The following is an 18,898-nucleotide window of genomic DNA, read 5'->3' as shown; positions in this document are numbered from 1 at the left end:
TCAAGAAAGCAGCTTTTCGCGTTTCGGATCATAAAACGGTAATTTCACCACTTCACCCATAAGACGCTTCTGCTGGCCATCCAGCTTTCCGACTTCAAGTCGGGTGCCGATATGAGCGAAATCCGGGGCGACTCTTATCATGGCAATTTGTTTACCGATTAACGGTGAATATGTGGCGCTGGTCACAACACCCACAGGGAACCGGCCGTTATAAATTTGATCACCATGAGCCGCCGCATCACCACCTTCAAGCACCATACCGACCAGTTTATGACGACTTTCCGGTGCCTGACGAGCCAATGCCTCACGGCCAATAAAGTCTTCCTTTTTACTGTTAAGAGGCACACTGAAACCGGTACCGGCTTCAAATGGCGTGATTTCATGGGTAAATTCATGCTCAGCCATACTTAAACCCGCTTCAATACGCAAAGTATCCAGCGCATCAAAGCCCATAGGTGCAATATCATAAGCCTGGCCGGCTTGCCAGATAGCATCCCATACTGCTGGCGAATCATCCGGATGGCACCAGACTTCATAGCCTAATTCGCCGGTATAACCGGTTCGCGAAATCATCACCGGAATGCCGCTCGGGCCTCCAATACGGCCAATGGTGAAGTGAAACCATTTGAGTTTTTCAACACTAGGTTGGCTGTCCGATGTCCAGATAATCTCACTTAATAATGCCCGGCTTTTGGGGCCCTGAACGGCGAGGTTATCCAGCTGTTCAGTTGCATTACGAATACTGACTTTAAAACCTTTTTGCTGGGCTTTTTCCCGCATCCAGACGCCGGTATATTCCGCCCCGCAAATCCAGCGATAGGCTTGTTCACCCATCCGAAAAATAGTGCCATCATCAATCATGCCGCCGGTTTCAAGGCAAATCGCCGAATGAGCAATTTCACCTATCGCCATGCGGCTCACATTCTGCGTTAATACATATTGCAAAAAGGCCACCGCATCAGGACCAACGACTTCAAATTTGCGTAAAGCCGATAAATCCAGAACAGCAACTCGTTCACGACAAGCCAGATATTCAGCATTGGCACCCCAGCCAGCATAGTCTGTAGCGACCCAATAGCCGGCATAGTCGATAAACTTTTTAGTCAGTTCAGAAGTTCGGCTATGAAAGCCGGAAGCTTTGGTCATGCGAGGTAACTCCTCAGAATTGGTTCGGTGAGCAATGGCACGCGGAAACTGTTGTTCGGCGCCATAAATACGCACATGAATATCGGTTGGATGCCAGCCATTAGCCGGATCAATATCATCCGGGCAGGCCGATGAGGCGCAAACCAGATCCCGATCGGCACGAAATAAGACATAATCACCTGCACGCGACCAGGGTTCATCCATAAATACCGCGCCGGAAGCATCAATTGCTGTGTTAAAAAACAGATTGATGGCTGGCCAACCGGCACGGGGTTTAATGCCAAATGGTGCCAGTACCCGATTAAAGTTTTCGGTGCAGCTGATATGGCCAAAATAGCCACTGTCATCATAGTATTTGGGAGTGCAGGCCAGCAAAAAACTATCATGCCGACCAACCGTATCCTGGACGACTTCAACCATCGACAACAGATCAGTGCCGAGAAAGCGCGAATGCAGACCGGGAACCGGATTGCTCAGACCGATTACTGTTCTGGTTGAAGTTGCGTCCAAGGCGATTTCAATACCTTGATCTAAAGCCTGTTTATCAAAAGCGACAAAGTCGGAACACTGTTTACCAGATACATCAATGATTTGAATCCACTCACCTTTATTGACTTCATAGGTTCGGGCCGAGGCGCGCGGAATACGTAACTCGGTTTTTATCTGGCCCAAAGGGTCTGGCAATGGGCATTGTGTCGGATCGGCATAGGTAATGGTAATATCGATTTCGGTCACTGGATTTTGTTCATCAACAGCCATTTTGGCACCAGCAGCAGCAACCACCACGCTCAGATCTGCAGTAGCGTTAAATTTTGCAACTTCGGTCCCGGATACCGATAAAACCTGTTCAAGCTGTGATGCATCCAGTTGCCAGCTTGCCAGTTGATGACGCAACCTATCTGCAGCCGACCCAACTTGAGCAAGTTGTTGCTGGATAGCTGACGCGGCTGTCGGTGTACGGGAGCCCAGTAACTCAGGAGCAATTCGCCCCTGTGAATCCAATACAATCAGCTCACAGCTTTGAAGCTTATCTTGACTGGATATTTCCAGCACATCTCCAGTGTTAAGCGAGAGCTTTATCGCATGCTGGCCTGCCAGTCGATGACGGCGAATCGGTGTAGTGGGGGAGGAATCGAAAAAATAATCTTCACCCCATGACTGATTTTTCATTTCTAACATTGGTGTTTCCTGTTTGCGAAACCGCCAGAGTTCAAAGCGAACTTATCTGGTGCAGTTTTACTGTGTTTCGCGTCATTAAAGTGCAGCTGTTTTCGATAAAAAATGGTCACTGCTTGCCATACACTATTTATTTTCCCAAAGATTGCAGCAATTCTCCTGATGGCATACCTCATTGGTATTACCCTCGGTATAAATCCCGTCAAGTGGCATAAAAGCTGCTGTTTATTAACTGAAATCTCATTGAATGATGACGCTTTACACAGGTAAATGGCATTAAGCCAAAGGACAATGGAGTCATGCTCAATATCAAACGGAAACACTGGCCAACAATACAGGAGTGGTTGAGTCAGCGATTACAGTTTGTCACGCATAACAACAAACCAAAGCCTGCGCTGGATTTAAATGATCTGGCGTTCAAACTCGCTACCGCAAATGATATTAATGAAACCTTGCCCAAAGTGCTTAAGTCATTACAGGCATTGATAAACGAACAATTCACCGAGACAGAGCAGGGTGATTTGCTGGTCTTATTCAGCAATCCGCTAACCTCCGAAACGTTTTTGCATCACTGTATGCAAGAAGCACCGTCACAGAAATTGATCCAGAGCCTGCATCAACATTTCACCATCAGAAAACCCCTAGAGAACAACCATATCAATTTGCAGATAAACGGAGCATCTCTTAGCTGTATTCCGACACGATTATTCGATTACGATAATCAGACGGTCTGGTTATTGATGAGTTTCCGCCAGAACTTGCCCAATGAACAAAAACTTAAATGGGAAATGGCTTTAATTGAACAAACGCTTGGCAAAGGACTACAGGCGTGGTTTCAACGTGAGAGCAAGGTCAAACAGGCGCTGGCTGCCGAACGGGCGATTTATGCCGCTGAACTGCATGATTCACTGGCTCAGGTGTTAGGTTATCTGAAACTGAAAAGTGCCAAGCTCGATAAGTTATGTCTGAAAGCAGAATATGCCGAACTCAAACCGATAACCGAAGATTTAGCGGCCTACACCCAATGTGCCTATCATCAAACCCGTGAATTGATCACTGCTTCACGGCTGACCATGCAGAGTGAGAGTTTATCGCAGGGTGTAACCAACTCGGTCCGCGAATTTGAACAGCAGTCTGCGATTGTGTTTGAACTGGATAACCGCTTGCCAGCCAACCTGCTGCCTCCCAAACAGTCGATACAGATCCTTTATATTATTCGCGAAAGTCTCAGTAATATCGTGCGGCATTCGCATGCTACTCATGCCCGTGTCGCTTTATTATTGAAAACGCCTAATCAACTGCATATCCAGATTGAAGATAATGGCAGCGGTATTGATCTTACGGCGGCGCGCAGTGATAGTTTTGGGTTGCAAATCATGCATGAACGGGCTGAGCGGGTAGGGGCTAAACTGAAGATTTCCCCACGCGCTGAGGGTGGCACCTTAGTAAAGTTGGAAATGGATCTTGGAGATAAACCATGAGCTCATCACCAATATCTGTGGTTGTGGTCGATGATCATCCGCTTTTCCGACGAGGTGTCGTCGAGTTGCTTAATGATAGTGACGAATTGACGGTGATTGCTGAATATGATTCAGCAACGGCATTGCTGGCTAATCTTGATGATACCTATCCCGATATTTTGCTGTTGGATTTACAGATGCCGGACCAATCCGGTCTGGAAGTGCTTAAGCAGCTGCGAAGCCATGATGAACAGCTGAAAATCATTATTATCACAGCTTGTAGTGATCAACAGATGTTGCTGGAAGCGCTACGGTTTGGTGCCAATGGCTTTCTGCAAAAAGACACGCCACCAGATGAAATCCTGATGCAGCTGGTTTCAGCAGTGAAAGGCAATGTGGTGATCAACGCCGGAGCCGTAACGTCGCTGGCTACGCATCTTCGTGAAAATCAAACAGCAGCCAGCAGCCAGTCAAGTCCTGCTTTTACGCAGATGACAGAGCGGGAACGTGAAACGCTGTTTTATATATCCAAGGGTTTAAATAATAAATTGATCGCCCGTGAACTAGGCATTAGTGATGGCACGGTCAAGGTGTATGTGAAAAATCTGCTACGCAAATTGAATCTGCATTCAAGATTAGAGCTGGCCGCCTGGGCTCACAATCATCAAACGGAAGAGTTGACGGACAGAGAACACTGAAATGACCATACTTAAATGGCCCGCTAAACCCATATCCACAGATATGTCTGCTTCGCAATTGACCCAACTGTTCAATAGCCTCAGTGATGTTGTGATGCTGCTTGATGAGCAACATCAGATAAAAATGATCAATCAATGCTGGCAGGACATTACCGGTATCAGCATCGATCAGACGCAGGGCAGAACATTTACCGATTTTCTGCATCCGGAGGATATTGCCAGCTGGACGCAACTGATGCAGAACATTCGTCCGGATTCAAAAGAAGTGATTTGGTTTCGCCTGATTAACGCCAGTGGCGAACTACGCTGGTGTGAAATGCGCCTGCAGTCGATAGAGAAAAATTCACTCTATCCGTTGTCAGCCACACTATGTGATATTACTCCTCAAGTTCGTAATGAACAGGTGCGACATGCCAGTTACCGCAGTCTGCAGAGTCTGGTGGATAGATTGCCAGCAATGCTCTATCGGGCACGAAACAACATCAGCTGGTCGATGGAATATGTCAGCGAAGGCTGCGAGCTGATTACCGGTTACAGTGCTGAAGTCATGTTGAACCAACCTCAAGTATCGCTGGGAGCAATGATCCACGCAGAAGATGCCGGTTATGTCTGGGAGCAGGTGCAGATCGCACTGGAAAATCGTACGACGTTCAGTATTGAATATCGTTTGACGCAGGCCAATGGCAAAGAAATTGTGGTGCAGGACAAGGGAAGAGGACTGTATTCAGAAAGCGGAATGGTGCTTGGCGTAGAGGGAATTATTTTTCAGACCGCTGAATAAATACGCACTTTTACCGCATCAAATATACGATTATTTTGATTTATTAACTACTTACCCTATTGGGGATACTCCTTGAAGAGGATTTTTCATCATGTCTTAGCAGGTTATTTTGACGCTGACAGCTGCCTTTTACGCAGCATCATGCTGATAAATAACATTGATGGAGAAACCTATGTCAACTCGAATAGCGGTACTCGGCGCCGGACCAAGCGGCCTCGCACAACTTAGAGCATTCCAATCAGCCCAGACAAAAGGCGCTGAAATTCCAGAGATTGTCTGCTTTGAAAAACAAAGCGACTGGGGCGGTCTGTGGAATTACACCTGGCGCACGGGTCTGGATGAAAATGGCGAACCAGTGCATGGCAGCATGTATCGCTATCTTTGGTCGAACGGCCCCAAAGAATGTCTGGAGTTTGCCGATTACACTTTTGAAGAACATTTTGGCAAACCGATAGCCTCTTATCCGCCACGTGAAGTGTTATTTGATTACATCAAAGGTCGGGTGGAAAAGGCCGGAGTGCGCAAATACATCCGCTTTAACACCGCTGTTCGCAATGTGACTTACGATGAAAACAGTCAACAATTCACAGTAACAGTGCAAGATCACAGTACTGATACGGTTTACGCAGAACAATTTGATTATGTGGTCTGTGCCACCGGTCATTTCTCTACGCCCAAAGTGCCTACTTTTGAAGGCTTTGATAAGTTTGGTGGTCGGATTCTGCACGCCCATGATTTTCGTGATGCACTGGAATTTAAAGACAAGGATATTCTGCTGGTTGGCAGCAGTTATTCGGCTGAAGATATTGGTTCACAATGTTACAAATATGGCGCACGCAGCCTGATTAGTTGTTATCGAACCGCGCCGATGGGTTATAAATGGCCGGAAAACTGGGATGAAAAACCTAACCTGGTAAGGGTTGATACTGATACCGCCTACTTTATGGATGGCAGCTCCCGGAAAATTGATGCGATTATTCTGTGCACCGGCTATTTGCATTACTTCCCATTCCTGGCCGATGATTTACGCTTAAAAACCAACAATCGTCTGTGGCCGCTGAACCTCTATAAAGGCGTGGTCTGGGAAGATAATCCGAAGTTTTTCTACCTTGGCATGCAGGATCAATGGTACTCATTCAATATGTTTGATGCGCAGGCCTGGTATGTGCGGGACATAATTCTGGGACGTATTCCATTGCCTTCATTGGATGAGATGCGTGCTCACAGCATGATGTGGCGGGAAAAAGAGCTGACGCTGGAAACCGCTGAAGAAATGTATACCTATCAGGGCGATTATATTCAGGAGCTGATAGATGAGACGGATTACCCGTCATTTGATATTCCCGCGGTAAATCAGACCTTCCTGGAATGGAAATATCATAAGAAGAAAAACATTATGACTTTCCGTGATCATTCGTATCGTTCGTTAATGACCGGCACCATGTCCCCCCCGCATCACACTCCTTGGTTAAAGGCGTTGGATGACTCTTTGGAAGCCTATCTTTCCGATAAAAGCGAAGTGCCCGTTGCTAAAGAAGCATAACGACTAGGAAGCAATAATGTCTGGATTAACTAAAATTGTTGATAAAACCGTTGCCCCCATTGAGACCGACCTCGATGGCTGGACCAAGCTTGAAGGCAATCCAACGATGAAAACCTGGATTGAATATACCAGTCCAGATCAGACAATGATTACCGGCTGCTGGGAAGCCACACCAGGGCTCTACCATGCTGTTTATGCAGGATGGGAGTTTGTGCATCTGATTGAAGGAAACGTGGTGGTCACACCGGATGATGGTGAACCGCAAACTTTTGGTCCCGGCGATGCGTTTGTTTTGGAGAAAGGCTTTAGTGGCACCTGGTTGATTAAGGATAAGGTGTATAAGCACTTTGCAATCAAGCTGAAGTAAAATTTAGCCAATCATAAATGCAGCGTGATGGCATGCATGCTCCTTTTTGATTAGCTGATTAAGGATGAATAGGACAGGTGATGATTAAAGCGATTTTTATGGCCAGCGAAAACCTGGGTGCCCAACAGCAGGTAACCAGCATTGATCTGGTCACGGGAAAAGGCATTAAAGGCGATCGAAATTTTGCCAAAGCCCAATGGCCAGGCCAGAACATCACTTTTATCGAACTGGAAGAAATCAATGCGTTTAATGCACAGTTTGGGCAACACATTGCTTTGTCCGATACCCGACGTAATGTGATCACCGAAGGTGTGCGGCTTAATGACTTGGTTGGACAGATATTTCAGATTGGTGACGTCAGCTTCAAAGGCATCGAACTTTGTGAACCTTGTGCGACTTTGGGAAAATTGTTGGAAAACGACGGCTTAACTAAAAAGGCGATTGTTAAGGCATTTACTCACAAAGCCGGTCTGCGTGCCGATGTGTTATCAGATGGTCAAATCAGTGTGGGCATGTCGATCGAGTCAGGCGTGATGCAGCCATTAACATAAAGCTGCATCACCCCGTTTTTTGTTTATTAATTGCTGATCGATTGTTGATATAAATTATCCAACAACGCAGACATCGCCTGTTGGCTTTGTTTGAGCTGCTCAGCATTATTCAGTAACGTTGCTACATCTTGCACAAACTCAGTTTGTGGCAATGGCTGGGTTTCCAATGCCAGAAATGCGTCGACTGTACCGGGTTCCACTTCCAGATGAAACTGCAAAGCCCAGACCCGCGGACCATAATAGAAACCCTGACATGGGGTAATCCCACTAGCAGCAAAAGAACTGGTATTTTCCGGTAACTCAACACAATCACCATGCCAACTTAACGGCCGCAGGTCTTCGGGCATCCAGCTGGCTTTTGGATCGATTTTATTGACTGGAAACCAGCCAATTTCCTGCTGAGTATTGGGATACACTTTGGCCCCCAAAGCTGAGGCAATTAACTGACTGCCCAGACAAATCCCGAGCACGATCTTGTCTGCTTCAATCGCCTCGCGGATAAGTTGTTTTTCGCCAATAAGCCAGGGATAGTTGGTTTCATCATAAGTGCTCATCGGCCCACCCATGATTAATAACCAGTCAAATTCAGCTACTGAGGGCAACGGATCGCTTTGATCCAGCCGGTAAGTTGTTAATAGAAACGGTTTTTCTGCAAACCAATGCCGCATGGACCCAATCCACTCGCCATCAGCATGCTGAAAGATAGCGACTTTCTGCATTCGCAACTCCAAAATTCTGATGAAAATCAGACAGCAAGAATTGCTATCTGATAAAAAGCTAACTGCGCATCGCGGCGTTACGAGCAGTCGCTAAACGATAACCAATAGCACAGTAAAACACCAGTGATTACTATTAGAGTATTGAAGGCTGTGGATCTGAGCTTTTGTCGGCTGACATCCGGCCAATCATCTCAGCTATTTTGACCAGTGCTAACTCGACGTTTTCATTCCATTTGCAGGCAGCTGATAAGCGAATACAGTTGCCAAATTTCTGCCCATTGGTAAACATGCTGCCGGGTGCAATGCTGATATTGTGATCCAGCAAGTTATTTGCCAGCACGACAGTATCAATTTTTCCAGGTAATTCGAGCCAGACCACAAAGCCACCGCTGGGTTGGGTGATACGGGTGCCAACCGGAAACAGTTGAAACAGCTTGTTGACTAGACGTTGGGTGGCATTGGCATATTGCTGGCGGACCTGGCGAAGATAGCGATCATATTGACCGCTCTCCAGGATCTGGGCGATGGCTAATTGCCCCGGATTGGCACTTGAAAAATTCAGCACATATTTTAAATATTCCAGCTGCCGGGCTTTGGAATGTGATGCTACCCAGCCAACCCGCAGTCCTGGCGACAGGGTTTTCGAAAAAGATGAGCAGTAAATGATGTTGTCATCCAAATCGTAGGATTTCAGCAAAGTAGGGCGTGATTGCTGATGACATAACTCGCCATAAACATCGTCTTCAATCAGCATCAACTTTTTGTCTTTTGCCAGTTGCGCCAGCTGCTGTTTTTTTTCGTCAGGGATACAAGCCCCTAAGGGATTACCAAAACTGGCCACTACCACACAGGCTTTTACTGGCCATTGGTCCAGTGCGAGTTCCAGCGCTTCTATGGATATCCCGGTGACCGGATCTGTTGGAATTTCCAGTGCCTTCAAACTCAGCGATTCCATAATTTGTAACAGACCGTAATAGGTAGGCGATTCCACTGCCACAACATCGCCAGGCTGTGTGCAACTGCGTAATGCCAGATAAACCGCTTCCTGACAACCATTGGTAATCACAATATCTTCCGCTACCAGATGACAACCCTGAGCCACCATACGTTTGGCAATCTGCTGTCGTAATGGCATTAGTCCAGCCGGTTTGTCATAGGTTATTACGGTATTCAGATGCTGTTTATGCACTTGAGTTAAATAGCGCCCCATCAGTTTGACAGGTAAAAAAGATTTATCCGGCACCGCCGCTCCCAGTCCGATAATGCCTGGATTACTGGCATTGTTGACCAGTTGCAACGTCATCTGTTGGCTACCGACTGCTTTTGGCTGTGAGAGTCTTGCAGACATTTTGGGCAGTTCAATGACATTATTCAGCTGTGGCCGTACATAAAATCCCGATTTGCTAATGGATTCAATAACCCCTTGATCTTCCAGTGAATGATAAGCAGCAATTGCAGTTGAAACACTGATATGACGCTGTTTTGCATAACTGCGTATGCCAGGAAGTTTGTCGCCAGGCTGATAAACACCGTCGTTGATCGCTGAGCGGATTTCAGCTGCCATTTTTTGATACAGCAACATGATCTTTTTCCTCGCTATAGAGCGGTACAGATAAACCCGAATGCAAACGGTACAGATGAAAATAAATCAATCTGTACCGGTATTTGTTTGGAATATTTGAATCTGTACTGTTTTTAATGCAAATCCTATCATTTGTCTAGTAGCAAAAATGGAATTCAATGATGAAATCGATGATGGTGCTAGTGGGTGGGGGCGTTATGTTGTGGCTGGTTTATGAGGCTAAATTACATTCAGTTAACACTGAGTTTCCAGTATGTGAGCAGGCGCAGCCGACCAAACAAGACCAAACCCGCTGTTATCAGACGCAATGGTGGTGGGATTCGGCTGTATAAAAGGAACTCATATTGATGATTAACGATATAGCGCAATTTGTTGAGAGTTGGTTGACGGCGTGGAATCAACATGACTTGCCTGAGATCATGAGCCATTACAGCGATAAATTAGAGATTTATTCACCTATGTTGATAAAGCTGGGTATTACGGCGACCGGTAAATTGCAGGGTAAACCAGTGATTGCTGAATACTGGCAACAGGCATTAATAAAATTTCCGGATCTGCATTTCAAGTTATCTCAGGTGACGGTTGGTGTGGACTGTCTGGCGATAAGCTATCAATCAGTTTTAAATCTGCCGGCTACCGAAATAATGTTTTGGGATACAACAGGACAAATCTATAAGGTAATAGCGTGCTATGGGGTTGATAGGGAAAATACACTGTGAATCCCGCTCAGCATTATCAGTTGATGGCGCGCTATAACAAGTGGATGAACCAGCGTCTGTATATGGTTTGCCGAAGCCTTTCAGATGAATTGCTTAAAGCAGATCTCGGGGCCTTTTTCGGTTCGATTTATGCGACCTTAAATCATCTTTTATTTGCCGATCATGCGTGGATGGCTAGATTTAACAATCAGCCTGCACCCTATCGTTTAGGACAGGAGATTTATAGAGATTTTGCAGATTTAACGACAGCCCGAGAACAGTTCGATCAAACGATTATTGAGTTCACAGAAACGTTGACTTCGACATGGCTGTCAGCAGAGCTTCATTATCAGAGTGGTATTGATAATCGAACCAGGACATTACCTGCCTGGGCATTGCTGACCCATATGTTTAACCATCAAACCCATCATCGTGGACAAATAGCGACTTTATTATCACAACAGGGCATTGATCTGGGCATAACCGATATTCCCTGGATGCCGGAGTGGTTGCCGGCGTCAATTTAAGTGTCTGATTAATTTATTAAATCGTCTGGTGCCCCATTTTTGCTCACTTTGCGCACAGTTCTGGTGCAAACTGGTTTACAGCAATAGATTTATAGGACTACTATCACTCCGGCAACCCTAAAGTTAAATAAGTTTATAAATAGATGGAACGGGTTGTTAATTTAATAAAAATCAACGGAGAGAACGTATGACAAAGTTAACTGCATTATCTATTAGTATTGCTGTATTAGGCGGCATTTGGGCGTTTCTTGCATTAGGTCCTTTAGCCGGTTTTGTTTTGGTCTGGGCTGGTTTTATCGCTTGGGCGTGTTTCTTCCATACAGGTGCTGATATGCCAGCCCTGCAAAAAACCATTGTGGGAATGAGCTACGGTGCGGTAATTGCTGGTATTGCTCTATTATTAGCCACCACTAATCCTTTGAGCATACCGGGTGCAGCAGGACCAGCTATTTATATTGCTGTTACAGTATTTTTCCTGGTTATTGTTGCCAGATTTGATTTGTTATCAGTAGTACCTGCCAATGTATATGGCTATGCAGCGACGGCGGCTTTTGGTTTGCAAACAGCTAATGCCGGAAGTGCCTTAACGATGAATATGACAAATCCTGTTCTTATCGTCATTCTTTCTACTATTCTGGGTGCAGTCTTTGGTTTGTTATCTGCCAAACTCGCCGGTGCAATCGAAAAGAAATCATAACTAAACCCGCCTAAGCGGGTTTTTTATTTCTGTTCAGGGCCAAACATAACTGAAAATTATCTCCGTTATGTCTGGCCCTGAATTTTAAGCAATCGTTATTAACCCAAGATAATGAACTGCAATCAGTTTGCTGACATGTTTGTCACTCCCGTTTAATAAAAACAGATCTGGATGTTTTATGCGCACAGCTATTTTTTTAGTGTTGATTTTATCGACCATTGTTTTAGCGACATTTCCGTTTTTTTTCACCTGGGCCAATCGTATTGAACCCAGCTTTATGGGCTTACCTTTTGCTTTCCTATGGCAGATAGCTTTAGCGCTGTTAGGCGCATTATTTCTTGCCTGCTGGTATCTCGCCGAAAGTCGTAGTGGGGATTTGGATATTGAAGTTGTAGCGGAGGAGTCGAAATGATTCCAATGCTGATGCTGGCCGTTTTTCTTGGCCTGATTTTATGGATTAATCGCCGACAAATGGGTGTGAAAACGCTCAATGATTATGCAACTGCCAGCCATAGTATTGGCGTACTGGGGATCACGCTGGGCTTTCTGGCTACCTGGTATGTTGGTGCTGGTTATACGGTATTTTCAGGCTTCGCCGTCAGTTTCGGCATGATCGGGATGTATGTTATTCCCTATGGCATTATCACCATGCTGGTGATGTATCTGGTGGCTGAAAAATCCTTTATCTGGGGCAAAAAATACAATATCCGTACCCAGTCTGAATTGCTTGGGCTACGTTATCGTAGTGACACGATTCGAGTATTGACTGGGTTTGCTGGTGTGGCCTTGTCGGTGCCGTGGTTATTGATGGAGTGGTACACCATTGGCTATGTTTTTAACTATGCCACCGATGGTTTTATCAGCCCGTTACTGGGAATGATCATCGGTATATTTGTGGTGGTGTTTTATGTTGCTTTGGGTGGTATGCGTTCGGTTATCACCGCCAATATCATCCAAGGTCTGTATATGTTGATTGCCGGTTCTGCCATTCTGCTGTGGGTTATTTACACACAACTTGGCGGTATCGAAGGCGCGATGCAACGTATTCTCGAACAAAGCCCTGAAGCGTTAACCTTTCCCGGTCCCGGCTGGGATATGTCGCCGAATTACTGGATGGCCATTGTTATCACCAGCGGTCTGGGCGGCTTTATGTGGCCATGGGTCTATAACAAATTATTTGCTGCTGACAGCATTCGAACTATTAAACAATCGGTATTGTTTGCGCCGACGCTTGGCATATTGTCATTCGGTTTATTGTTTCTATTGGCTATGGCTTTGCACCCATTACCGTTTGCTCAGCAAAATCCACAGGAAGCCATGTTCTGGATCCATAGTCAGGCTGGTGCATGGCCGTTGGGCTTTTTTGCCGTTTTAGTCATGGCAGCAAGTCTGGGTACGGTCAGCAGTATTCTCAATGCCATGTCGACGGCGATTTCGGGGGACTTGGCCCAAGTTATTAAACGCGATATCAGTGAAAAAACGGCTTTGCAAATCGCCCGTTGGTCAGTAGTGTTTATGAGCATCGGTGCATTAATTGGTGCATATATAAGAGAAGGGCAATTAGTGTTTCTGGCATTGATGACTTATCAGGGCATGATTGTATTGTCACCGGTAGTGTTACTCGGTCTGTATTGGAAACGTGCCAATAAAATCGGTGCAGTTAGTGGATTTTTAGCGGGTATGGCGGTGTCGTTTGGTTTAACCATTATTGACCCGGCATTTATCCAAACTTATGGTTGGACGCCGGGTGTTTACGGCTTTTTAACTACACTGACAATCATGCTGATTGCAGGCTTTTGTCGGCCGGTTGAATCACATGTGGAAAAACTTTGGCAAGATATTGCCTTGGCAAAAGCCACCCGTCCAAAAAGCAAACAGACTCAGATCAAATCGGTTTAGTTGGTAGATGTGGAAAGGTAAAAACGATTTCATTCGCAAAGGGATAAAAACATTGTGCTTGCTGCTGTTAAGCACAATGTCACCCTATGCTGTGAGTCAAGACAGTGCGGAAAATGTGGTGTTATTACATGGTCTTGCACGATCCTCGGCTTCCATGAATTCTATGGCGACACAACTCAGTCAAGCGGGGTATACGGTTTGTAATATTGATTACCCGTCACGTCAGCATCGTGTTGAAGCGTTGACCGATGAGTTTGTGGTTCCGGAAATGAAAAAATGCTTTTTGGATCCGTTGTCGACTATCAACTTTGTCACCCATTCATTGGGTGGCATTATTGTTCGACAAATCGCCAATGAAAATCCCTCAATCAAAATCGGCAGGGTAGTGATGTTGTCGCCTCCTAACCAGGGCAGTGAAGTGGTAGACAAACTCGGCACCTGGGGTTTATTTGAATGGATTAATGGGCCAGCAGGCAAACAGCTTGGCACGGCGGAAGATTCATTACCCAATAAATTGGGAGCTGCGAGTTTTGAACTGGGTGTGATCACTGGTAACCGATCTATCAATCTCATTTTATCTACACTGATTCCCGGACCAGATGATGGCAAGGTTTCTATTGAAAAAGCCAAGCTGGAAGGTATGCAGGATTTTCTTATCGTCCCTCAGACCCATCCACTAATTATGAGAAATAGCGTAGTGCAATCCCAAACGCTCAATTTTCTCAAAAACGGCCATTTCCAGCATTAACACGACCCTATTTACTTAACGGGCAAATATCCCGCTGTTTGCGGTCAAAAAACTGTTTCAGCCAAACATTGTCACTGTTAAGGTGAGACCTATGTTTTTTGGAGTAATACATGCAATTAATGACCCGAGTCACCAGATACTTTCTGATCTTTGTATTTTCTTTCAGCGCGGCTGCCGTGATGGCAGAAGATCATCCGAAACATGACTATAAAACCCTGGTGCTGGATATTTTGATCACTGGTGATAGCACAGTAACCGGCGATCAAGCCGAGAATGAAGCAAAGATTGCCAAGTTCAGTGAGCATCTGCGAAGCGAATTACAAGACAAAACGCGCTTTAATATCATTAACGATGCCGAATCATTGGATAAAATTAAAGCGGCTGATGACAAGCAGGATTTACATAACTGCAATGGCTGCGAGATTACCCTGGCCAAAGAGCTTGGTGCAGAGATCGTTGTGGTGCCAAATGTCTTTCGCATGAGCCATTTGATCTCGACATTACATGTCGAATTTAAAGATGCCAATACCGGCAAACTCGTCAAACGCAAAGCCTATGATTTCCGTGGTAACACCGATCAAGCCTGGGAACGCGCTATTAAATATGCCATGCGTGATTTAAAAGATTGGGATAGAAATTGATTCGAAAGAGACAGTTTTTACTTTGTTAATTGATAAAAGTTATTTGACGTTTTATCTGTGTTTAGATTAAAAACGTCAATTTGACGCAAATTTACAATTCAATGATTTTGCTTATCGACATAATTCATTCCGTCATCAAATACGGAGTGAATTATGTCAAGAATCAATCAAGCAAAAGTCTACCGACTGTTTCCTGCTTTACCTCAAGGACTCGGTTTAATAGCCGATGCGGTCGATAACACATCCCTGGATAAACGTTTAATTTGTTTGCTTGAAATCCGAGCATCCCAGATAAATGGCTGTGGTTTTTGTCTGGATATGCATTTCAAACATGCCCGTGAGCTGGGAGAAGACCAGCAACGTTTGGATGTGATTGCTGCGTGGCGGGAAGTCCCCTGGTTTTCTGAACAAGAGGCCGCAGCCCTTAATCTTTGTGAGCTGCTGACAAAATTACCCTCTCAACGGGTTTCACAAGAAGATTTTGACAGATTAAACCAGCATTTTTCGGAAGCTGAAATGATTGCACTTGTTTCAACCATTGTGAAAATCAATAGTTGGAACCGAGTAGTTGCTACGTTTCATTTTATTCCCCAACGCGATAACGTCTAATTGAGGGGATAAAATGATGAAAAAAGATTTTTTTGCTGTGTTTTTGCTGAATATTTCATTGGCAATCCTCTATTCACCTGTGGTCAAAGCCAACGACATAACACATTTGTTATCTCAACAACTTCAGGCTCCATTTAACGAGGAAGTCGAGATGATCACGGTACGTTATGCTCCCGGTGAAAGTACTTCACCCCATAGACATAACGCACACACGCTGGTGTATGTACTTGCCGGTACCGTGGAAATGCAGGTTGAAGGCGGAGATATTATTCAGCTACATGCCGGTGAGACTTTCTATGAATCTCCTGAAGATATTCATTTAATTTCCCGTAATGCCAGTAAAGAGCATGAAGCCGTTTTTTTAGTGGTTTTTATTAAAACTCAGGGTGCCAATACAGTTATTCCACTAAATGAATAAATTGATATTATTCAATAACGGTGATTTACCCGTTTGCAGTTTTGGAAACGAAATATCGTGCGACCAATTGATCAAAATCAAGTCAATCAAATTCAGGAGCTGGTTTATCTAGGTTATCAGCGTGTAGTGCCTGATGCCTTATTATCGCCCTGGATTGAATGTTACTGGATGGCTCAAACTCAGCTGCAGCAACTTCATCAGGAAAAGTTATATCCAGACGGTGGTTGCAGTCTGTTATTTCACTTCAAAGGCAATGCTGAAGGTTGTTGGTTTAATGCGCTGCAAAAGTTCGGCAGCATCCGCTTTGAAGCTGAAGTGGACAGTTTTGGGATCCGTTTTAAACCCGGCGGTGCAAACGCGCTATTGGGGTTAGCCATGAACGAATTGGTACAGGAAGAGTTCGCGGCAAACGATCTCAAGCTCAAGGGTTTAGAAACGTTATTTGAACAACTGATAAATGCCGATTTTCAACAACGTGTCAAACTCACAGAAACATGGCTGCTAAATCAATTCACCAAACAACAGCCTATTTATGGTCCAGTCCAACACTTGAGCCATCAGCTTGCGGTTGCTGATAACGAATTGGTTCAGACTTTGAATAAAATGGGCATAACACGCCGACAAGCTGAACGTTACTTTCACCATCAGGTTGGTATTCCACCCAACCAGCTTAAACTTCTGCTGAGAATCAAGGCTGCCCGGCTTCAACTCAAGCTTAATCCGCAACAATTACTGGTTGATACGGCATTGCAATGTGGTTATTTTGATCAGGCGCATTTTAACCATCATTTCAAAAAAGTTACTGGATACGGCCCGGGAGAATATCGTCTTAAACAGCAACGACGAATTATCAATCAAGAGATGATCATCAATTAAACGCGATAAATCACTGACAGAATGATTTAAAAGCAAATCAATCTGCTTTTCAAAATTTAAAACTGAAGCAGATAATCGGTTTAATATAAAAAAACCCCGACATAAAGCCGGGGTTTTTATTAACAACACAATATTGTTTCCCTGTTCAACACAGGGTTAAACATCATTTAATTTTTTCAAATGCCGCATTTTCATGACGGATGATTGAAATAATCAAGCCGACAATAATGGCCGCAGTACCGATGGTGAACAGCACCAGTGCAAATGGGTTATCTGCAAAGGTAAAGTAAGCACCGACGTTTTCCCAGGTTGTAATTGAACTTCCCATAATAAAGCTCCTTATGCTTCAGAACTGGCTAATTTATTTGGTACTTCACTGGTAGTCGCAGTCATTGCTGGCACACTACCTTCAGGGTATGGCTTGGCCAAAAGCTCAACTTCATCAATACCGATATCTTCACAAGCTTCAGGTACCCGTAAGCTGTTGGCTTTTTTCAGTAAAAATGACAAGCCGTATCCTGGAACAAAGCCCATCAGACCCATCACGATCGCACCGACAAATTGACCAACGAAGCTAATCGCAGGTAAACCTTCAGCATTTGGTGTTCCGCCAGCAAAAACGCCAACCAGAACTACGGCCACAACACCAGTGAAACCATGAACACTGACAGCACCTACCGCATCATCAATACCACGTTTTTCCAGTAATTTCGCGAATTGAACTGCGACGATACCGGTAGAAACCGCAATGATAAATGCCAGTGAAGGAGAGTAGAGATCCAGACCAGCGGCTACCGAGATAATACCGACCAGACCACCAGACATAGTCCAGAAAGGATCACGTGTGGCGATGTAACAACCGATAATGCCACCGGCAAAGCCCATCAGCGTATTGAAAGCAAATGCTGAAAGATTGGTTGGTGTGCCATAAATTGTGGTCCAACCTGTCTCACCACCGTTAAAGATGATGCAACCACCAAGGAATCCAAAGAAACCAAAGATAATCATCATCAAACCGATCAATGTCATTGGCAGACTGTGTGGTGAAATGATTTGTGGGATACCATCGATGAACTTGCCTTTACGAGCACCAAGATTCATCAATACACCCAGGGTAAAGAAGCCAGCCACCGCATGCACAACGCCCGATGCACCAACATCGTGATAGCCGAATTTGGTTAATAACCAGCCATCTGGATGCCAACCCCACGCTCCAGCCATAATCCAGACAACGCCGCCCAGGAAAATAGTCAGAATCAAGAAGGCACTAACCCTTATCCTTTCGATGACAGCACCGGATAAGATCGAGCCAGTCGTGGCGCCAAATAAGGCAAAAGCAGCCCAGAAAATACCAGTTCCCATGTCCTGAACATCTGGACCCATACTGGTTGACCAAGGAAGTGCAGCTGCTGCCTCAATCGGTACAAAACCGGTTGGGAAAGCGTTATAGATCCACCAGCCAAACAGATAAAATGCTGGAATAATCAGCGCGATAGCAAGAATATTCTTGATACCGGCTGCCAAGGCGTTTTTACTTCGTGAAGCACCCATTTCATATGCCAAGAAGCCTGCATGTATCATTAACATAATGGCGGTACACCACCAGTAAAACACTTCGACGTTCATAGCCTGATGCATTTCGAATACAGCTTGCTGGGCATCCAATGCTGCCTGCAAGGATTCTAGTGTTGGCGAGTTTTCCATCTTACTATCCTCATTTTAGTTAAAGTCATTTCCCGTCCACCCCTTTTCGGTCAACTTT

The 18,898-nt window shown here is 45.1% G+C and carries 22 protein-coding genes; 17 read left to right on the top strand and 5 right to left on the bottom strand.

Going from position 1 to position 18,898, the window contains the following annotated elements; genetic code table 11:
• Nucleotides 1–2,325, bottom strand: coding sequence for a DUF1989 domain-containing protein (locus Q7V21_RS06490; protein ID WP_304916502.1), 2,325 nt, complete (start codon nucleotides 2,323–2,325; stop codon nucleotides 1–3).
• 296 nt (nucleotides 2,326–2,621) lie between these two features.
• On the opposite strand from Q7V21_RS06490, the gene Q7V21_RS06485 reads away from it, so the two are divergent.
• The 6 genes from Q7V21_RS06485 (at nucleotide 2,622) to Q7V21_RS06460 (ending at nucleotide 7,722) form a co-directional block, all read left to right on the top strand.
• Complete coding sequence (locus tag Q7V21_RS06485; RefSeq protein WP_304916501.1) at nucleotides 2,622–3,803, top strand: sensor histidine kinase; 1,182 nt, start codon at nucleotides 2,622–2,624, stop codon at nucleotides 3,801–3,803.
• A complete protein-coding gene (locus Q7V21_RS06480; protein ID WP_304916500.1) occupies nucleotides 3,800–4,480 on the top strand; it encodes a response regulator in 681 nt (226 codons plus the stop codon). The genes Q7V21_RS06485 and Q7V21_RS06480 overlap by 4 nt, the downstream gene beginning before the upstream one ends.
• Before the next feature lies 1 nt (nucleotide 4,481).
• Entirely contained in the window at nucleotides 4,482–5,261 is a 780-nt protein-coding gene (locus tag Q7V21_RS06475; RefSeq protein WP_304916499.1) for a PAS domain-containing protein, read from the top strand.
• Between the two features lie 172 nt (nucleotides 5,262–5,433).
• Nucleotides 5,434–6,804 carry an NAD(P)-binding domain-containing protein gene (locus Q7V21_RS06470; protein ID WP_304916498.1) on the top strand — a complete coding sequence of 457 codons (1,371 nt, stop codon included), beginning with the start codon at nucleotides 5,434–5,436 and terminating at the stop codon, nucleotides 6,802–6,804.
• Nucleotides 6,805–6,820: 16 nt separating this feature from the next.
• A complete protein-coding gene (locus tag Q7V21_RS06465; protein ID WP_304916497.1) occupies nucleotides 6,821–7,171 on the top strand; it encodes a cupin domain-containing protein in 351 nt (116 codons plus the stop codon).
• Between the two features lie 80 nt (nucleotides 7,172–7,251).
• Complete coding sequence (locus Q7V21_RS06460; protein WP_304916496.1) at nucleotides 7,252–7,722, top strand: MOSC domain-containing protein; 471 nt, start codon at nucleotides 7,252–7,254, stop codon at nucleotides 7,720–7,722.
• Nucleotides 7,723–7,748: 26 nt separating this feature from the next.
• Here Q7V21_RS06460 and Q7V21_RS06455 read toward each other — a convergent pair whose 3' ends face one another.
• A complete protein-coding gene (locus tag Q7V21_RS06455) occupies nucleotides 7,749–8,441 on the bottom strand; it encodes a type 1 glutamine amidotransferase (protein ID WP_304916495.1) in 693 nt (230 codons plus the stop codon).
• A gap of 133 nt (nucleotides 8,442–8,574) precedes the next feature.
• Nucleotides 8,575–10,023 carry a PLP-dependent aminotransferase family protein gene (locus Q7V21_RS06450; protein WP_304916494.1) on the bottom strand — a complete coding sequence of 483 codons (1,449 nt, stop codon included), beginning with the start codon at nucleotides 10,021–10,023 and terminating at the stop codon, nucleotides 8,575–8,577.
• Nucleotides 10,024–10,181: 158 nt separating this feature from the next.
• Here Q7V21_RS06450 and Q7V21_RS06445 point away from each other — a divergent pair, with 158 nt between their 5' ends.
• The 11 genes from Q7V21_RS06445 (at nucleotide 10,182) to Q7V21_RS06395 (ending at nucleotide 17,136) form a co-directional block, all read left to right on the top strand.
• Nucleotides 10,182–10,355, top strand: coding sequence for a hypothetical protein (locus Q7V21_RS06445; RefSeq protein WP_304916493.1), 174 nt, complete (start codon nucleotides 10,182–10,184; stop codon nucleotides 10,353–10,355).
• Nucleotides 10,356–10,370: 15 nt separating this feature from the next.
• A complete protein-coding gene (locus Q7V21_RS06440) occupies nucleotides 10,371–10,742 on the top strand; it encodes a nuclear transport factor 2 family protein (protein ID WP_304916492.1) in 372 nt (123 codons plus the stop codon).
• Complete coding sequence (locus tag Q7V21_RS06435; RefSeq protein ID WP_304916491.1) at nucleotides 10,739–11,248, top strand: DinB family protein; 510 nt, start codon at nucleotides 10,739–10,741, stop codon at nucleotides 11,246–11,248. The genes Q7V21_RS06440 and Q7V21_RS06435 overlap by 4 nt, the downstream gene beginning before the upstream one ends.
• A gap of 187 nt (nucleotides 11,249–11,435) precedes the next feature.
• Complete coding sequence (locus tag Q7V21_RS06430) at nucleotides 11,436–11,945, top strand: DUF1097 domain-containing protein (protein WP_304916490.1); 510 nt, start codon at nucleotides 11,436–11,438, stop codon at nucleotides 11,943–11,945.
• 178 nt (nucleotides 11,946–12,123) lie between these two features.
• Nucleotides 12,124–12,357 carry a hypothetical protein gene (locus Q7V21_RS06425; RefSeq protein ID WP_304916489.1) on the top strand — a complete coding sequence of 78 codons (234 nt, stop codon included), beginning with the start codon at nucleotides 12,124–12,126 and terminating at the stop codon, nucleotides 12,355–12,357.
• The gene (locus Q7V21_RS06420; protein WP_304916488.1) at nucleotides 12,354–13,844 is read left to right on the top strand and encodes a sodium:solute symporter; all 1,491 of its coding nucleotides are present in this window, start codon (nucleotides 12,354–12,356) and stop codon (nucleotides 13,842–13,844) included. Before Q7V21_RS06425 ends, Q7V21_RS06420 begins: the two co-directional genes overlap by 4 nt.
• A gap of 91 nt (nucleotides 13,845–13,935) precedes the next feature.
• Entirely contained in the window at nucleotides 13,936–14,592 is a 657-nt protein-coding gene (locus Q7V21_RS06415; RefSeq protein ID WP_304916487.1) for an alpha/beta fold hydrolase, read from the top strand.
• Between the two features lie 110 nt (nucleotides 14,593–14,702).
• The gene (locus Q7V21_RS06410) at nucleotides 14,703–15,233 is read left to right on the top strand and encodes a DUF3280 domain-containing protein (protein ID WP_304916486.1); all 531 of its coding nucleotides are present in this window, start codon (nucleotides 14,703–14,705) and stop codon (nucleotides 15,231–15,233) included.
• A 153-nt stretch (nucleotides 15,234–15,386) separates the two neighbouring features.
• Nucleotides 15,387–15,842: a carboxymuconolactone decarboxylase family protein gene (locus Q7V21_RS06405; RefSeq protein WP_304916485.1), complete on the top strand. Its 456-nt coding sequence runs from the start codon at nucleotides 15,387–15,389 to the stop codon at nucleotides 15,840–15,842.
• 13 nt (nucleotides 15,843–15,855) lie between these two features.
• Entirely contained in the window at nucleotides 15,856–16,260 is a 405-nt protein-coding gene (locus Q7V21_RS06400) for a cupin domain-containing protein (RefSeq protein ID WP_304916484.1), read from the top strand.
• Between the two features lie 57 nt (nucleotides 16,261–16,317).
• On the top strand, nucleotides 16,318–17,136 hold the full coding sequence (locus Q7V21_RS06395) for a helix-turn-helix domain-containing protein (protein WP_304916483.1): 819 nt from the start codon (nucleotides 16,318–16,320) through the stop codon (nucleotides 17,134–17,136).
• 163 nt (nucleotides 17,137–17,299) lie between these two features.
• On the opposite strand, the gene Q7V21_RS06390 is transcribed toward Q7V21_RS06395, so the two are convergent.
• Both Q7V21_RS06390 and Q7V21_RS06385 read right to left on the bottom strand, forming a co-directional pair.
• Nucleotides 17,300–17,464, bottom strand: coding sequence for a hypothetical protein (locus tag Q7V21_RS06390; RefSeq protein ID WP_304916482.1), 165 nt, complete (start codon nucleotides 17,462–17,464; stop codon nucleotides 17,300–17,302).
• A gap of 11 nt (nucleotides 17,465–17,475) precedes the next feature.
• Nucleotides 17,476–18,840: an ammonium transporter gene (locus Q7V21_RS06385; protein ID WP_304916481.1), complete on the bottom strand. Its 1,365-nt coding sequence runs from the start codon at nucleotides 18,838–18,840 to the stop codon at nucleotides 17,476–17,478.
• Between the last annotated feature and the right edge of the window lie 58 nt (nucleotides 18,841–18,898).

It is taken from the genome of Methylophaga sp. (assembly GCF_030651745.1).
This window is presented reverse-complemented; position numbering and strand designations above follow the sequence as displayed.

Excerpts from the sequence above, each read along its gene's own strand:
- Q7V21_RS06490 (WP_304916502.1), bottom strand. The coding sequence starts at position 2,325 with ATGTTAGAAATGAAAAATCAGTCATGGGGTGAAGATTATTTTTTCGAT.
- Q7V21_RS06485 (WP_304916501.1), top strand. The coding sequence starts at position 2,622 with ATGCTCAATATCAAACGGAAACACTGGCCAACAATACAGGAGTGGTTG.
- Q7V21_RS06480 (WP_304916500.1), top strand. The coding sequence starts at position 3,800 with ATGAGCTCATCACCAATATCTGTGGTTGTGGTCGATGATCATCCGCTT.
- Q7V21_RS06475 (WP_304916499.1), top strand. The coding sequence starts at position 4,482 with ATGACCATACTTAAATGGCCCGCTAAACCCATATCCACAGATATGTCT.
- Q7V21_RS06470 (WP_304916498.1), top strand. The coding sequence starts at position 5,434 with ATGTCAACTCGAATAGCGGTACTCGGCGCCGGACCAAGCGGCCTCGCA.
- Q7V21_RS06465 (WP_304916497.1), top strand. The coding sequence starts at position 6,821 with ATGTCTGGATTAACTAAAATTGTTGATAAAACCGTTGCCCCCATTGAG.
- Q7V21_RS06460 (WP_304916496.1), top strand. The coding sequence starts at position 7,252 with ATGATTAAAGCGATTTTTATGGCCAGCGAAAACCTGGGTGCCCAACAG.
- Q7V21_RS06455 (WP_304916495.1), bottom strand. The coding sequence starts at position 8,441 with ATGCAGAAAGTCGCTATCTTTCAGCATGCTGATGGCGAGTGGATTGGG.
- Q7V21_RS06450 (WP_304916494.1), bottom strand. The coding sequence starts at position 10,023 with ATGTTGCTGTATCAAAAAATGGCAGCTGAAATCCGCTCAGCGATCAAC.
- Q7V21_RS06445 (WP_304916493.1), top strand. The coding sequence starts at position 10,182 with ATGATGAAATCGATGATGGTGCTAGTGGGTGGGGGCGTTATGTTGTGG.
- Q7V21_RS06440 (WP_304916492.1), top strand. The coding sequence starts at position 10,371 with ATGATTAACGATATAGCGCAATTTGTTGAGAGTTGGTTGACGGCGTGG.
- Q7V21_RS06430 (WP_304916490.1), top strand. The coding sequence starts at position 11,436 with ATGACAAAGTTAACTGCATTATCTATTAGTATTGCTGTATTAGGCGGC.
- Q7V21_RS06425 (WP_304916489.1), top strand. The coding sequence starts at position 12,124 with ATGCGCACAGCTATTTTTTTAGTGTTGATTTTATCGACCATTGTTTTA.
- Q7V21_RS06420 (WP_304916488.1), top strand. The coding sequence starts at position 12,354 with ATGATTCCAATGCTGATGCTGGCCGTTTTTCTTGGCCTGATTTTATGG.
- Q7V21_RS06410 (WP_304916486.1), top strand. The coding sequence starts at position 14,703 with ATGCAATTAATGACCCGAGTCACCAGATACTTTCTGATCTTTGTATTT.
- Q7V21_RS06405 (WP_304916485.1), top strand. The coding sequence starts at position 15,387 with ATGTCAAGAATCAATCAAGCAAAAGTCTACCGACTGTTTCCTGCTTTA.
- Q7V21_RS06400 (WP_304916484.1), top strand. The coding sequence starts at position 15,856 with ATGATGAAAAAAGATTTTTTTGCTGTGTTTTTGCTGAATATTTCATTG.
- Q7V21_RS06390 (WP_304916482.1), bottom strand. The coding sequence starts at position 17,464 with ATGGGAAGTTCAATTACAACCTGGGAAAACGTCGGTGCTTACTTTACC.
- Q7V21_RS06385 (WP_304916481.1), bottom strand. The coding sequence starts at position 18,840 with ATGGAAAACTCGCCAACACTAGAATCCTTGCAGGCAGCATTGGATGCC.